This is a genomic window from Mesorhizobium sp. M0119, from assembly GCF_040322615.1.
Classification (GTDB): Bacteria; Pseudomonadota; Alphaproteobacteria; order Rhizobiales; family Rhizobiaceae; genus Mesorhizobium.
Genome location: NZ_JAMYTU010000054.1, coordinates 1 through 14583, shown reverse-complemented (window position 1 = coordinate 14583; position 14583 = coordinate 1). Strand labels below are relative to the sequence as shown.

Here is a 14583-nt window from a genome sequence, read left to right as displayed (position 1 = left end):
GGAATTCTCCATGCGGATAACCACCGATCTGTGGGTGTCGGCGCTGTTGCGCCGGGTTTTCAGCGCCGGCGGCTTTGCCGCCGTGGTCAAGCGCGGCGCGACGGAAGCCGGCGCGGTTTTCGTGCTGGCGCGTGGCAGGCTGGGGGAGATGGCGCTGTTCGGGCCGGCGCCGCAGACGAGTTACGATTCAGCCAGGCCGGACGACCGTTTTTTCAGCCTGCTTGGCGAAGGCGACGATACCACCATCTTTGACGCGCGGCTGGAGCGCGAGAAGAGATTCGATCCGGATATCTGGGTGGTCGAAATCGAGGCGGGCGCCATTCCCGTCGAGGAGCTTATCTCGGTCAAGGCGTCGTAACGGCAAGCCTTCAGACGCGACGCGCCTTTGGGGCGGCGGTTATATCGGCGTTGTTCGGCTTGCGCAGGTCGGCATTTGCGGCGACGCGCCCGGGCTTGCGAACAATTTTCGACACGGTGTCGGCCTTCCAGCCGCGGAGCCTGTCCAACGCGGCGTCGCGGTGCAGCAGGCGGTAGCGGTCGAGGAAGATGCGGATCGCTTGCGGGTGCGGAAACGCGGTCGGATAGATTGCGGCCGTGATCAGGAACGCCTTTTCTTCGCTGAGGTCGAGCGCGCGCAGGGCGGCCAGCAGCGGCGTGTAGTTGTGGCTCACGGTAAGCGCCCGCGCCGTTGAAAAATCGACTTCGAGCGCATCGGCGAGCGCTGTCTGGAAGAACGCCGCATTGCCGGTCAGTGCGGTCTCGCGCAGCTTGACGTAGGTTTGCGGCTCGACGAACGAACCGATGGCGGTGCCGCTCTCGGCGCGCATCATGGATCGCAGCCGGCGGCGTACAGTTTCGGCGGCGGCATCGGAAGCCTCCTGCCTGCTGGCCTCGCCCGCAACCACTTCGGCGTTTTCGGACGCGGCGCTGGCAGTCGCCTCGGGCTGCTGCGACCGTACCAGCGTCGGCCTTTCGAGCACTTTGATGAGATCCGCGATCGTTTGATTGAGATCCTTGCGGCGGGCAATGGCACGGGCATGCGGCAGGCCGTGACGCCCGATCAGCGCGATCAGGTCGACGTCGCTGAGGGCGCGCGAGCGGACGAGCAGCGGAGCGGCGATGTCGACCCGCTCCTGGCAAAGCCGCCGCACCAGCGCGGCGGGTGCATATTCGCATTCGGAAAGGGCTGCCGCGACGTAGCGGCGCGATTCGACCGAGACATTGTCGAACAGCGGCAGCGTCAAGTCTTCGAGCTGCGCGATCTCCCGGCGCGAAGGGCGGGTGAGCGAGCAGAACGCCGATACCGCCGCACGAAACAGCCTTTCGGCCTTTCCCGATTCAGCTCCTGCTGCGATTTGCCTGAAATCCGAAGCTGACACGAAGGATACGCCCGACACTCGACACGATCTGGACAGCGCTCTGCCGGGCTGTACCGGTTTCGCGTTTCCCAAGAACAAAGATCAATTTAGCGGCGATCCGTTAGCGCTCCGTTAACCTACTGCCTTCTTAATCGACTATGGAGGCGTTGCGTTGTGCTCCGGGGCAACCGAGAGGAATACGCGAACCATGGGCATGGTACTGTCTTTCGTGCCGCGAACGGCGGCAACCAATCGAGCACAACAAACCGCGCCGGCGGCAGTGATTATCTTTCCCGGGGTGCGCTACGAGCAGCGGCCGCTGACGGGCGAAACGCGGCCGGCCGGCCCCGACAAGCCTGGACCTTCGGGGACATTGCCGGTACCGCATCACTGAGCATCGGAACCGGCTTAAAAATCCTGCAGTTCGCAGGAACTCTGTTCGAGAAACCGCGAGACGATCGGCTTCCAGCTGTCGTCGGGCACGAACGAACGGATGACGAACACGCCTTCCTCCATCGGCGCCTCGACGAAGATGGCCCCTTGCAGTTCCTCGGGAAGATCCTTGCGGACCTCGATCATCTGAGCCGGCGTCAGCACAACGGTGTCGAGCACGCCTGCGGTCGCGCTGTGGTCGTTGAACGAGTAGATGTTGTGGCCGCTGCGATCATAGACCGATATCGACCAGAACGGCACCTTTCCCGGCGCCTTGACCCGCACCATCCCCTCCGCAAGGTCGAAGCGGCAAGCCGCCGCATAAAACAGCGGATCGACCGATTTCACCACCGGCGCGCCGCCGGCTTCCGCATCGAGCCTGGTCATCTTGTAGAGATCCGAAGCCATGGCCAATCGCGACCAGGCGTCGCGTTCGGAAAACTCGGGGACGAGCAGCAGCACGATGATGTGCACGATGCCGGCGCCGAGCAAGCCGAGCAGCACGGCATGCAGCAGGCTACGCATTGCAGCCGATCTTTTGGATCTGCGGCAGCGTGACGTCCGAGAGATCGGTGCTGCTGGCGATCGGCGTGTCGTAGAACGTAAGCACCAAATACATCTTGCCGGCGCCGCTGGTCAGCAGCCAGTTGCCGGGTGCAGGGCGGCTGCCGACAGAAATGACCACCGAATTGTCGGCCTGGCGCAGCACTTGATAGGACTGCAGGGCAGCCGGCCTCGGCTTGCCGGTCTCGACCACGCCAAGCGACTGGTCGGCGGCATAAAGCGTCCAGAACCGGGCGGTGGGAAAGCCGCCCGCAATCTTGTAGGTGCATTGCCGCTTGAGCTGTTCGCCGCCGGAATCGCGTTCGGCTATGAAGGACAGTCCTTCCGCCTGTCCGAGCGCCAGCACGCCTTCGCGAGCCACGCGGGCCTTCGAATAGGGATCTGCCGTCGGCGTGCCGATATCCGGGAAGGCGGTCCATTGGCCGATCCTGATGGCGCCGACGCCGTCCTGCAGCTTCAGTGCATACCAGACGCTGCCGCCACCACCGACGACGGCGATGGCAAGCGAAAGCAGTGTCAGGAAGGCGTTCTTGAGCATGAGGAGGCAGGGAACCGAAGGCCGGGGACAGAAAGATTGCCGCCCGGGGATATCGCGGCGCAGGGCCTTATGGCAAGCGGCCCCGCGCAATTGGCCGTCACAGCGCCGACAGGGTCTCCGGCGCAGCGGGCGCGTCGAGCACGGGGGCCGCCTGGAACAGCCTGGTCAGTTCCTTCAGGGTCTGGGTGGTCCGGCTGGACAGCACCGGCGGACGCTCGGCGGCGGCATCGGCTGCTGCCTGTTCGGCGTTCTTCTTTTCCGCTTCCTCGGCCTTGGCGGCGATTTCGGCATCGACGAAGGGGTGATCGAGGCCGGGGATCGGCTTGAGATCGATGTGCTGGTGCGCATAGAGCATCAGCCGCTGCCACACCATTGCCGGCAGCGTGCCGCCGGTCATCTTGTTGGTTGCGGTGAAGTCGTCATTGCCGAGCCAGACGGCGGCCGTGTAGTTGCCGGTAAAGCCGACAAACCAGGCATCGCGGTAGGACTGGGTCGTGCCGGTCTTGCCAGCGACAACGATGTTTGGAAGGGCCGCGCGCCGGGCTGTACCGATCACCGGCACCGCCGCCAGCATGGTGTTCATGTATTTGAGCGCCTGCTCCGACAGCACCCGGTGCGGCGGCGGCGCATCCTTGGCGAAGTCGTAGACCACCTCGCCGGTGCGGGTGAAGAGTTGGCTGACGCCGTGCCGGGTTCCGGCAAAGCCGTTCTGGGCGAACACGCTGTAGCCCGTCGCCTGGTCCATTACGGTCATGCCCGACGTGCCGAGCACCATGGTCTTGTGTGATTCCAGCGGCGACTCGACGCCCATCGCCTCGGCCATCGCCTTGATCGGCTTGATGCCGAGATAATCCTTGGCCAGCCGCACCGGCACGGTGTTGATCGATTTGGCCATCGCCGTGATCAGCGTCACCCTGCCGGCCGACCCGCCATTGTAATTGTGAGGCGACCAGCTGCCCCAGGAGATCGGCCCGCCGGAAACCACCGAATCCGGCGTGAAGCCATGCTCCATTGCCGTTGCATAGACATAGGGCTTGAACGAGGAGCCGGTCTGGCGAAGCGCCTTGGTGGCGCGGTTGAACTGGCTGGCGCCGTAGTCGCGGCCGCCGACGATCGCCCTGACCGCGCCATTGGTCTCGATGACGACGATGGCGCCCTCGGTGACGTTGTATTCCTTGCCGAACTGGCGGAGGTGGAACTCCATCGATTCTTCGGCCGCCTTCTGGATGTTGGCGTCGAAGGTGGTGTGGGCGACGAGCGAATGAGGGCCGCCTTTGGCGGCGATCTTCTTGACCTCGTCGAAGGCCCAGTCGAGGTAATAGTCGGGGCTCTTTTGCTCGCCGCGGTCGACGATTTCGGCCGGGTGCAATCTTGCCTGCAGCACCTGGCCTTCGGTCATGAAGCCGGAATCGACCAGGTTGGACAGCACCACATTGGCCCGCGCCCGGGCGGCGGGCAGGTTTATGTGCGGCGCATATTTGGTCGGCGCCTTGAACAGGCCGGCCAGCATCGCCGCCTCGGCGAGGTTCAGGTCCTTGACGCTCTTGCCGAAATAGAAATCGGCTGCCGCCTCGATGCCGAAGGTGCCGCCGCCCATATAGGCGCGGTCGAGGTAAAGCTGCAGGATTTCCTTCTTCGACAGATTGGCTTCGAGCCACAGCGACAGGAAGGCTTCCTTGATCTTGCGCTCGAACGTCCGTTCATTGGTCAGGAACAGGTTCTTGGCCAGCTGCTGGGTGATGCTCGAGCCACCCTGGACGACGGAATTTGCCCGCACATTCTCGAATATGGCGCGCGACAGGCCGAGCACATCGATGCCGTAATGGTCGAAGAAGCGCCGGTCCTCGGTGGCCAGCACCGCCTTGATGACATGGTCGGGCATCTCGTCGACCGGCACCGAATCGCGCTGGATGATGCCGCGCTGGCCGATCTCGTTGCCGTAGCGGTCGAGGAAGGTGACGGCGAAGTCGCCTTGCGTGCGCCAGTCGCCGGCGGTTATCTGGAAGGCCGGCAAGGCCAGCGCCAAAAGCACGACGATGCCGCCGGCACCGAGCGTAAAGCCTTCACTCAACAGTTCGATCAGGCTGCGGCGCCAGCCGCCGACGCGGAAACGCCGCGAGAAGATGGTCGCCGCCTCCCAGAACTGGCGCGCCCTGAAGCCGATTTCGTAGACCGAGGAATCGATCCACGCATCCACCGCCAGCAGCCTTGCAGCGATCGGACCTCTTTTCTTGCGTGGTTCCAAAGGACTGGCCATTCCAGGATCCGGCTGCGGCGATGCCGCCAACTGAGAAACCGCATGCCGGCAATTTCACGGCGGCGCGCCGCTATGACTATTCGTCCATTTTGGCGCTGCCTACAAGGGCGATGAAGATAAGGGCGGTGAAGATATAGCGGGAGGTTTGTCGAGGGGAAGACGGCTCCCGTGCTGCGTCAGCGAAAGATGCTGACTGCCCTGCGCGAGTAGGTGGTGTCGTTGATCTGGGCGAGTATGAAGGCCGCTACGTCGGGCGATCAGGCGTGTATCTATTTCTGCCGTGCGGCCGTTGCAGCGGCGGTGCGTGCGGATGTCAGTCCAAATCGGGTGCAGAGGCCTGGAACACTATCGAAGTCCATATCCAGTTCGTACTTCCGCAAAAGTTCGCCGGACTTTGTTCTGTCTGGCCAGATGACCGCCAGTTCGCGGAAATAGTTCTCGAAGCCGGCGGGCGAAATCACCTCGATGATTTCGCACTGCGTGTCGCCCGCGTTCCAGAACGTATGCCATTCGCCTCGCGGCTTGAACAGCCATGTGCCCGGCCCGGCGGTAACAACGTTCTCTCCCAGCAACGCGCCCAAACTGCCGCTCAGCACATATGAATATTCGTCTTCACGGTGATGCCGGTGCAAGGGCGCGGCCAGCGCACGAGGGGCGAGCGGATGGTGCACGATGGAGAAGCGCTCCCCGGTGTGGAATCCGTCTATCTTCCAGTGGATGCCGAAACCGCCCAGGTCAAAGCGATCACCGGCTCCAGGCAGAATTGTGATGGGATCAGATGAATGGCTGTGAGGCGAGTAAGCCGTCGCACGTTGGAGGCTTGGATCAGGCACTGCGCGTTCCATATCATCCTCCTGAAAATGGGTGTACGCTGCCGATCACCCATTTCTACGCGCCATTCAAACCCAAGTCAATATCGGTGATCACATGAGTTCACTGAAAGAAGGCCAGCGGCGCTCATACCGGTTGCAGCGACGCGCGATCAAGCAGGCCGAGACCCATCTTGCGCTCGCCCGCGCAGCATTCGATCTGCACTGTTCGGTGGGTCCATCGCGAACGACGGTGAGCGCCATCGCTGAGAAAGCGGGGGTGCAACGGCTAACCGTCTACCGTCATTTTCCCGACGAGGAAGCGGTCTTCAATGCTTGCTCGGCATATTCCTTCGGCCAGGACCCACCCCCCAACCCGGACACTTGGCGATCGATCGTCGAACCGGAAGCTCGGCTCCGGACAGCGCTTTTTCAGCTCTACGGCTATTACAGGCGCAAGCGGCAACTCCTCGCAAATCTGTATCGCGATGCCGAAATGCCGGTGGTTGCCGCGGCACTGGCCCGCCGGCAACAGGTCCTCGCAAACGGGGTCGCGATCCTTGAAGAAGGCTGGCTCGGTCCGGATAGCGAGACCGCCCGGCTACTTGTTGCAGCATTAGGGCATGCGCTGGATTTCACGACGTGGCGATCACTTGTCGAGAGCCAGGGGCTGTCGGAAGAAGAGGCGGTGGAAGCCATGCTCGTCCTCGTCCGCAGCGTCAGGTCGAGTTTGCGGGATGCCGAGGTAATAAGCCGTTGAATTGACAACCGTCGGCGCTGGAAACGGATGCTTGTAGACTTTTAGCCGCCGGTCTCATGATCTGACGCTGATCTCGCGGATCACATGGGACGCTTGTCCGCGATCTTTTTCGGGTCGCGGCCTATCGTGCCGGCGTCGGCGTTCCTGTGCTTGTCGGCAAGCCTGCGAATGCGATCGAAGCGGCTTTCCTCGGCCACTTTGGTTTTTGCCGCCGCATTTGGCTTCGGGACGAATGCGATCATGGATCGATCTCCTTGCCGGGGGCGCCGGGGAAGATGCCCCGGCGGCTGTCTTTCAGGCCTGTTTGCCGCAGGCGATGGTCAGTAGCCGCGCATGCCGCCACCGGCCGAAGCCGCGGCGTCCTTGGCCGGAACGTCGGTGATCATGGCTTCCGCGGTGATGAGAAGCGCCGCGATCGAACCGGCATCCTGGAGCGCGTGCCGCACCACCTTTGCCGGGTCGACGATGCCGGCCTTGATCATGTCGACATAGACCTCGTTCTGGGCATCGAAGCCCTGATTGTGATCCTTGCTGTCGGCGAGCTTGCCGACCACGATCGAACCTTCGACGCCCGAATTCTCGGCAATCTGACGGATCGGCGCTTCGAGCGCTCTCGACACGATCGAAATGCCGGCCGTCACATCGGCATTGGCCCCGGTCATGCCGTTCAGCACCGCCTTGGCGCGCAGCAACGCGACGCCGCCGCCGGGAACGATGCCTTCTTCGACGGCCGCGCGGGTGGCGTTCAGCGCATCGTCGATGCGGTCCTTCTTTTCCTTGACCTCGGATTCGGTGGCGCCGCCGACGCGGATGACGGCAACGCCGCCCGCCAGCTTGGCGAGACGTTCCTGCAGCTTCTCCTTGTCGTAGTCGGAAGTGGTTTCCTCGATCTGCCCCTTGATCTGATGGACGCGCGCCTGGATGGTGGCCTTCTCGCCGGCGCCGTCGATGATCGTGGTGGTGTCCTTCTCGATCAGCACGCGCTTGGCACGACCGAGCATGTCGATGGTGATGTTCTCCAGCTTGATGCCGAGATCCTCGGAAATCATCTGGCCGGCGGTGAGCACGGCGATGTCTTCCAGCATCGCCTTGCGGCGGTCACCGAAGCCAGGCGCCTTGACGGCCGCGACCTTGAGGCCGCCGCGCAGCTTGTTGACGACCAGCGTCGCCAGCGCTTCGCCCTCGACGTCCTCGGAGATGATCAACAGCGGCCTGCCGCTTTGCACCACGGCTTCGAGGATGGGCAGCAGCGCCTGCAGATTGCCGAGCTTCTTTTCATGGATGAGCACGTAGGGGTCTTCCAGCTCGGCGCGCATTTTTTCGGCATTGGTGACGAAATAGGGCGAGAGATAGCCGCGATCGAACTGCATGCCTTCGACGACGTCGAGTTCGGTTTCGGCGGTCTTGGCCTCCTCAACGGTGATGACGCCGTCATTGCCGACCTTGTCCATCGCCTTGGCGATCATGGCGCCGACGCTGGTGTCGCCATTGGCGGCAATGGTGCCGACCTGCGCGATCTCGCCTGAGGACTTGACCTTCTTGGCTCGGGCCTGGATTTCCTTGACGACGGCGCTGACGGCAAGGTCGATGCCGCGCTTGAGGTCCATCGGGTTCATGCCGGCGGCGACGAATTTGGCGCCCTCGCGCAGGATGGAAGCGGCAAGCACTGTGGCGGTGGTGGTGCCGTCGCCGGCGAGGTCGTTGGTCTTCGAGGCCACTTCGCGCACCATCTGTGCGCCCATGTTCTCGAACTTGTCGGAAAGTTCGATTTCCTTGGCCACCGTCACCCCGTCCTTGGTGATGCGCGGCGCGCCATAGGCCTTGTCGATGATGACGTTGCGGCCTTTGGGGCCGAGCGTCACCTTGACGGCGTTGTTGAGGATTTCGACACCGCGCAGCATGCGGTCACGCGCGTCGGTGGAGAATTTGATTTCCTTGGCAGACATGATTTTTCCAGTTCGGTTGGTCGTGGCAAGACGCCTGCAGCGCGCCTGAATCAAAGCTTGGAGCATCCTTTGCACGCCCGGTTGGGCGCGCGGCATTCCAATCAGGCGGCCTTCTTGGCAGCCACGCTCTTGGCAATGATGCCCATCTCGCTTTTGTCGATGATGCCCATGATGTCGGCCTCCTTCATGATCAGAAGATCCTCGCCGTCTATCTTGACCTCGGTGCCGGACCATTTGCCGAACAGGATGAGGTCGCCGGCCTTGACGTCGAGCGCCATCAGCACGCCGCTTTCGTCCCGCGCGCCCGGCCCGACGGCGATCACTTCGCCTTCCTGCGGTTTTTCCTTGGCATTGTCGGGGATGATGATGCCGCCCTTGGATTTGGTGTCGCTTTCGGCGCGTCGAATGACGACGCGATCGTGGAGTGGCCGGAATTTCATGGGGACTCTTTCTGGGGCCGGCTTAGGCGGCCGCCCCTCTCTATAGGCGCTCTGGCACTCGATTGATAGGAGTGCCAAAAAATATTCATAGGGCATGTCAAATATTGAATGTATTATTTTGCTAGGCCATCCCCCGGTGTTCGGGGCCTTGCCGAATATTAATGAAATTGAATTTCTGTCCTTGAACACCTATTTTACGGTGAAGCTCACATTCACGACTTTCGCTGCAAGGGAGATTTTACCGATGGCCGAAGGCAATCAGAACATCATGGAAAAAGCTCAGGCTCGCTTCATGGAAAATCAAAAGAAAACAGCGGAGCGGAACAAAGCAACTGCCGAATATCTCTCGGAGGCGAAGGCCAGGATGATCAAGACGGCGAAGCTGAGGGAATTGCGACTGGCCAAGGAAGAGGCGGATCGCGCGGCGGCAGCTCTGAATCCGGTCGCCCCAAAGAAGAAGCGGGCCGCGCGGACAGTCAAGCAGGCCGTATCCGCATCGACGGAGGCCAAATCATGAGCCTGACATTTCCCAATCCCAGCCGCAGCTACGACGAGGCAAGCAAACGCATCCGCTTCGTCGGCCATGACGGCATGTTCCAGATTTCCTTCTCTGTCGCAACCGATGCCATCTCCAAAGTGCAGCCGGGAACGGCGGCCTCGGAAGCTACCTATCTGGCGGCCTTCGACACGGCTTCCAGCTCGATCCACGATGTCGCCAGGAATGCCTATGCCCGCACCCGCAGGAGCATATATGTGCTGACTGCGGCCGATTTTCGCTAGATCCGAAGCGATCCGTCCACAAGGCGCTTTCTCAGGGCTTCCGGTCCGCCTTCGCCCGCCGCTTGACGTCGCGATCGTTCAGCCGGTCGACCATCGCGTCCGCATCGCGCGTGTTCAAGCCGACCATGAGTTGCTGCTTGAGCTCGACCGGCTGGCCCGTGAAGACGTCGAAGACGGTCCAGCTGTGAGGATGTTCCATACGCAGCGCGTAGCGGTTTGCCATCTTGGGTCCTTTCGTTTCCGCCCGATCGATGAATGTCGCTCGGTCAGGCTTGGGCGACGAAGAATACTGCCGCCAGGACAAGCACCGTCCACAAAACGACGGACAGCTTCAGGGCCAGGCTACCGTGCGCCGAGAGCACCTCCCGCGTGCGGTTGACCAAATTCTTGATGGTCATCGACATGGTCGGCGCCGCAATCGCGACCGTCCGCGCCCTGACTCCAAGCTTTCCGAAAACAGGCAGCAGCGATGGCTCGCGCACGAAAACGACCTCGAATGTTTGGAAACCGGGGATCTTCATAGCACCGTTTTTTCAAACTCCATGCATGCCAAATGAATTCGCCGGTTGGCATTGCCCTCAAGGGCGTTCGTGACGCGAAACGTCGCGGGTTGCAGGAGCAGGGCTTATTCCCGAGATCATGAAGGTTCATAATCCGCATGAGACGCGCTGATTCGCGCTTTGCCGGGATGCCGTCATGCAACGCAGCTACGCAGCCGGGAGGTCGACGCGACGGGCGAGGGGCAAGACAATGACCGCGCCGGCCGTCGAATTGCAGAGGGCCATATTTGAGGCAGTGAACGGCGATCCCGACCTGTCGGCGGCACTGGGCGATGCAAGATTGTTCGACCATGCGCCGGAAAATGTTGCGTTCCCCCACATGACCTTCGGTCGCACCAGCGTCTACGACTGGGCAACGGGGATGGAGAACGACGCCGAACAGCTGCTGACGTTGCATGTCTGGTCGAAATCCGAGGCCAGCAAGGAAACCAACGACATCATGGACCTGATCAGCACCCGCCTACGAGATGCGGCGCTCTCGCTTGGCGAGCATCGCCGCGTCCATCTCAAGCTCGAATTCGCCGAAGCCCGCTACGACGAGGACCTTTCGGCCCATCACGGGCTGCTGCGCTTCCGCGCCGAGATCAAGAACGAGGGCTGACCGCCGGGCACTTTTCGCAAAATCGGGCAATTTTGTTCTTGCTTTGTGCCGGCAGCTATGCTACTAATTTGCATATGGTGCTGATTGGCCCCAGCGACCCGCCCCGAGGCGGGTTTTTTGTTTTCAGGTTCGGTTCGCCTGAACTGCCATCGGTTGCCTTGGGCCGGATGCTTCGTCCTCCCAAATGGTCCTGCCCGCCAGATGATGTCGGTTGTCGGCGAAGGATTGGAGGGCTAGGTTAAACATTGGCGATTTCGCGGGCCGGGCGGCGAAATGGCAATCCGGTAATCTCGCGCTTCAGGGGGTGTGGCGGGCATGCATTCGAGCGTTCACCGTTCATATCACGTTCAGCACCGGCGCGTTAGAACGCTGGCCATGAAAACCCTTCGCTCCCACTTCCGCACCGCGGCACTGGCGCTCTCAGCCGCCGGTCTGCTTGCGTCGCAAGCGATGGCGATCCCCGCTGTCGCGCCCGAGCAGCCCCAGCCGGTCGTCCTCGCCGCGTCCGACTGCTACGCGATCGGCCAGCAGGTGGCGGAGCAGAATGGCGGCACCTTGGCCAAGGCCTCGCAGTCGACACGCGGCGGCCAGCCGGTCTGCGTCATCGTCGTGCTCGTTCCGGGCAAGGACGGGCAGCGTCCCCGTCGCTCGGAGATCGTCGTTCCGCTGAACTGAACCGTGCCGTTTCCCAGTCTGCCGGAATCGGCCTATATCTGAACAGCTTCACCAGGCCTTCCGCATGCGCGTACTCGTCGTCGAAGATGACAAGGATCTCAACCGGCAGATCGGCGACGCGCTGGTCGATGCCGGCTATGTCGTCGACCGCGCTTTCGACGGCGAGGAAGGGCACTTTCTCGGCGACACCGAGCCCTACGATGCCGTGGTGCTCGACATCGGCCTGCCGCAGATGGACGGCATCAGCGTGGTCGAGCGCTGGCGGCGCGGCGGCCGCAAGATGCCGGTGCTGATCCTGACGGCACGCGACCGCTGGAGCGACAAGGTTGCCGGCATCGACGCCGGCGCCGACGACTACGTCACCAAACCTTTCCACATCGAGGAAATCCTGGCCAGGGTGCGGGCCCTGATCCGGCGCGCTGCCGGGCACGCTTCGTCCGAGCTGACCTGCGGGCCGCTGCGCCTCGACACCAAGGCCTCCAAGGCCGACGTCGACGGCGTGCCGCTGAAGCTGACCTCGCACGAATTCCGGTTGCTTGCCTATTTGATGCACCATATGGGCGAGGTGGTGTCCCGGACCGAACTGGTCGAGCATCTCTACGACCAGGATTTCGACCGCGATTCCAACACGATCGAAGTCTTTGTCGGACGGCTTCGCAAGAAGATGGGCATCGACATGATCGAAACCGTTCGCGGCATGGGCTACCGCATGCGTAAGCCGGAGGCGTAACGCGGAACCGCTGCCTACAAAACCCGCCGTCTCGAACACGCCGTCGCTGCGGTCATGGCCGCGTTCGGTGGCGTTTCGCGTCATTGCCTTTTCCACGGTCTGGGCGATCCTCACTCTGGTCGTCATCTTCACCTTGATCACCACGCTTTATCGCCAGGCCAGCGAGCGCGGTTTCGACAGCCTGCTTTCGGCGCATCTGTTCAACCTGATCGGCTCGGTCGGCGTTTCCGAAAGCGGCCAGTTGACCGGCGCCCCCGACCTAGGTGATTTGAGGTTCTCGGAGCCGAATTCCGGCTGGTACTGGTCGGTCGAGCCTGCCTCGGAAGGCGTGCACGGCGATCTCCATTCGTCGTCGATGACCAAGGCGATACCGTCGCCAAGCGTTGCCGAGGTGCCCTTCAATGCCAGCTTCCAGCGCAGCTATTCAGCGGACGGCATCGAAGGCGAACAACTGGAGGTGTTCGAGAGCGAGTTCGTCCTCGATGCGAAAAACCGCGCCGCGCGCTTCCGCGTCATGGGCAACCAGACCGAGCTCGAGCAGGAAATCGCCACCTTCCAGCGGCGCCTTTTGACCTATCTGTCGCTGTTCGGCGTCGGCATGATCGCCATCAATGCGATTGCCATCCTGCTGGGCCTGCAGCCATTGCGCCGGGTCAGGAATGCGCTTGCCATGGTGCGCGAAGGAACCGCGCAGCGCCTAGACGGCCGTTTCCCGGCCGAGATCGAGCCGCTCGCCAACGAGACCAATGCGCTGATCGAGAACAACAGGCGTATCGTCGAGCGGTCGCGCACGCAGGTCGGCAACCTCGCGCACTCGCTGAAGACGCCGCTTGCCGTGCTGCTCAACGAGGGGCGGGCGCTGGGTGGCGCCAAGGGCCAGCTGATCGCCGAGCAGGCCGCTTCCATGCAAAAGCAAGTGGATCACTATCTGCAACGTGCCCGCGTCGCCGCGCAGCGCGACAGCGTCGTCTACCGGACGCCGGTGGCGCCGCTGGTCCAGCGCATGGTGCGGGTGCTGCAGAAGCTCAACCCGCACACGGCGCTGTCGCTCTCGCTGCCGGCCACCGACATCGTCTTTGCCGGCGAACGCGAGGACCTGGAGGAGCTGCTCGGCAATCTGCTCGACAATGCGATGAAATGGGCAAGGAGCGCGGTCGCCGTTTCCGTCAAGCCCGTTGCCGGCGAGGAAGGTGCGGCCAGTCTGTTCGAGATCAGCATCGAGGATGACGGCCCCGGCATTCCCGACGACAAGGCGCGCGAGGTGTTGCAGCGCGGCCGGCGTCTCGACGAGACAAAACCGGGCAGCGGGCTCGGACTTGCCATTGTCGCCGACCTTGTCAACGAGTATGGAGGCGTTCTGGCGCTGGAACGATCCGTCATGGGTGGATTGAAGGCGATGGTTCGGTTGCGGAGCCTTCAGTAATGCTTTTCCAGATTGCTTTTCCTGGTGGCCGGCTGCGGCCAAATTTCCGACAAACATCGACATTATGGCCGCGTCAGCCTGCTGACAGCGCGGCGGTCCAGCTCAAGAAAGCCGGTATTGGCATGAAGATTCGCGTCGCGCTCGTTTCCGCCCTGCTCGCCGTCTCCGGCTGCACCACGCTCGGCAAGGGCCCGGCCGTTACGGCGACGCCGGCCGCGACGCCCCCCAGCGGCGCCAAGGTGGCGACGACAATCATCTCCGCCATGGGCGGCGGCCTGGTCGGCAGCTCTATCGGCGCCGGCCTGAGCGAGACCGAGAAGCGCAGCGCGCTCGAGGCGGAATACAAGGCGCTTGAATATACGGCGAGCGGCCAGAAAGTGGCTTGGAAGAGCGACAGTTCGGCCCATCGCGGCGAAGTGGTTGCCGCCCAGCCCTATCGCGTCGGATCGCAGGACTGCCGGCAATACACCCATACGGTGTTTACCGGCGCCGCCGGCGCCACCGCGCGCGGAACCGCCTGCCGCAATGCCGACGGCAGCTGGACGCCGCTGACGTAGCTGGTCCGGCCGTCGATCCGCCGACTCCGGTCCGGCACTAAAGCGCGTCGCGTTCGACCCGGCCTCATGCGACGCGCTTGTCTTATGACATTCATTGCGAAGAGGCGAGAATGAACCGCTGGGAGAGAGTAGCAGCTCTCTCGTCAGCGGCGA

The 14583-nt window shown here is 62.7% G+C and carries 19 protein-coding genes; 9 read left to right on the top strand and 10 right to left on the bottom strand.

Going from position 1 to position 14583, the window contains the following annotated elements:
• The first annotated feature begins 10 nt into the window (after positions 1–10).
• A complete protein-coding gene (locus NKJ40_RS28605) occupies positions 11–358 on the top strand; it encodes a DUF1491 family protein (protein WP_352468923.1) in 348 nt (115 codons plus the stop codon).
• Between the two features lie 10 nt (positions 359–368).
• Here NKJ40_RS28605 and NKJ40_RS28600 read toward each other — a convergent pair whose 3' ends face one another.
• The 5 genes from NKJ40_RS28600 to NKJ40_RS28580 form a co-directional block, all read right to left on the bottom strand.
• Positions 369–1379 carry a DUF2336 domain-containing protein gene (locus tag NKJ40_RS28600; RefSeq protein ID WP_352468922.1) on the bottom strand — a complete coding sequence of 337 codons (1011 nt, stop codon included), beginning with the start codon at positions 1377–1379 and terminating at the stop codon, positions 369–371.
• A gap of 387 nt (positions 1380–1766) precedes the next feature.
• Entirely contained in the window at positions 1767–2315 is a 549-nt protein-coding gene (locus tag NKJ40_RS28595) for a DUF1254 domain-containing protein (protein ID WP_352468921.1), read from the bottom strand.
• The gene (locus NKJ40_RS28590) at positions 2308–2892 is read right to left on the bottom strand and encodes a DUF1214 domain-containing protein (protein WP_352468920.1); all 585 of its coding nucleotides are present in this window, start codon (positions 2890–2892) and stop codon (positions 2308–2310) included. Before NKJ40_RS28590 ends, NKJ40_RS28595 begins: the two co-directional genes overlap by 8 nt.
• A gap of 97 nt (positions 2893–2989) precedes the next feature.
• A complete protein-coding gene (locus NKJ40_RS28585; RefSeq protein ID WP_352468919.1) occupies positions 2990–5149 on the bottom strand; it encodes a transglycosylase domain-containing protein in 2160 nt (719 codons plus the stop codon).
• Between the two features lie 269 nt (positions 5150–5418).
• Entirely contained in the window at positions 5419–5994 is a 576-nt protein-coding gene (locus NKJ40_RS28580) for a cupin domain-containing protein (protein ID WP_352468918.1), read from the bottom strand.
• Positions 5995–6076: 82 nt separating this feature from the next.
• On the opposite strand from NKJ40_RS28580, the gene NKJ40_RS28575 reads away from it, so the two are divergent.
• Positions 6077–6718 (top strand): TetR/AcrR family transcriptional regulator, encoded by a 642-nt coding sequence (locus NKJ40_RS28575; protein WP_352468917.1) that lies wholly within the window; start codon positions 6077–6079, stop codon positions 6716–6718.
• 80 nt (positions 6719–6798) lie between these two features.
• Here NKJ40_RS28575 and NKJ40_RS28570 read toward each other — a convergent pair whose 3' ends face one another.
• From NKJ40_RS28570 to NKJ40_RS28560, 3 genes are all read right to left on the bottom strand, one after another.
• Positions 6799–6960 (bottom strand): hypothetical protein, encoded by a 162-nt coding sequence (locus NKJ40_RS28570; RefSeq protein ID WP_352468916.1) that lies wholly within the window; start codon positions 6958–6960, stop codon positions 6799–6801.
• A 78-nt stretch (positions 6961–7038) separates the two neighbouring features.
• Entirely contained in the window at positions 7039–8664 is a 1626-nt protein-coding gene (groL, locus tag NKJ40_RS28565; RefSeq protein ID WP_352468915.1) for a chaperonin GroEL, read from the bottom strand.
• A gap of 101 nt (positions 8665–8765) precedes the next feature.
• The gene (locus NKJ40_RS28560; protein WP_352468914.1) at positions 8766–9104 is read right to left on the bottom strand and encodes a co-chaperone GroES; all 339 of its coding nucleotides are present in this window, start codon (positions 9102–9104) and stop codon (positions 8766–8768) included.
• Positions 9105–9348: 244 nt separating this feature from the next.
• On the opposite strand from NKJ40_RS28560, the gene NKJ40_RS28555 reads away from it, so the two are divergent.
• Positions 9349–9621, top strand: a complete 273-nt coding sequence (locus tag NKJ40_RS28555; RefSeq protein ID WP_352468936.1) for a hypothetical protein — start codon at positions 9349–9351, stop codon at positions 9619–9621.
• The gene (locus NKJ40_RS28550) at positions 9618–9884 is read left to right on the top strand and encodes a DUF1488 family protein (RefSeq protein ID WP_023718394.1); all 267 of its coding nucleotides are present in this window, start codon (positions 9618–9620) and stop codon (positions 9882–9884) included. The genes NKJ40_RS28555 and NKJ40_RS28550 overlap by 4 nt, the downstream gene beginning before the upstream one ends.
• A gap of 31 nt (positions 9885–9915) precedes the next feature.
• On the opposite strand, the gene NKJ40_RS28545 is transcribed toward NKJ40_RS28550, so the two are convergent.
• Entirely contained in the window at positions 9916–10107 is a 192-nt protein-coding gene (locus tag NKJ40_RS28545; RefSeq protein WP_352468913.1) for a hypothetical protein, read from the bottom strand.
• A 43-nt stretch (positions 10108–10150) separates the two neighbouring features.
• The gene (locus NKJ40_RS28540) at positions 10151–10405 is read right to left on the bottom strand and encodes a hypothetical protein (RefSeq protein ID WP_352468912.1); all 255 of its coding nucleotides are present in this window, start codon (positions 10403–10405) and stop codon (positions 10151–10153) included.
• 229 nt (positions 10406–10634) lie between these two features.
• Here NKJ40_RS28540 and NKJ40_RS28535 point away from each other — a divergent pair, with 229 nt between their 5' ends.
• The 5 genes from NKJ40_RS28535 (at position 10635) to NKJ40_RS28515 (ending at position 14430) form a co-directional block, all read left to right on the top strand.
• Positions 10635–11045, top strand: coding sequence for a DUF3168 domain-containing protein (locus NKJ40_RS28535; RefSeq protein ID WP_352468911.1), 411 nt, complete (start codon positions 10635–10637; stop codon positions 11043–11045).
• Between the two features lie 375 nt (positions 11046–11420).
• Positions 11421–11720, top strand: coding sequence for a hypothetical protein (locus NKJ40_RS28530; RefSeq protein WP_352468910.1), 300 nt, complete (start codon positions 11421–11423; stop codon positions 11718–11720).
• 64 nt (positions 11721–11784) lie between these two features.
• Entirely contained in the window at positions 11785–12450 is a 666-nt protein-coding gene (locus NKJ40_RS28525; protein WP_023718390.1) for a response regulator transcription factor, read from the top strand.
• Positions 12451–12460: 10 nt separating this feature from the next.
• Positions 12461–13873, top strand: coding sequence for an ATP-binding protein (locus NKJ40_RS28520; protein ID WP_352468935.1), 1413 nt, complete (start codon positions 12461–12463; stop codon positions 13871–13873).
• A gap of 122 nt (positions 13874–13995) precedes the next feature.
• Positions 13996–14430 carry an RT0821/Lpp0805 family surface protein gene (locus NKJ40_RS28515; protein ID WP_352468909.1) on the top strand — a complete coding sequence of 145 codons (435 nt, stop codon included), beginning with the start codon at positions 13996–13998 and terminating at the stop codon, positions 14428–14430.
• Positions 14431–14583: the final 153 nt, after the last annotated feature.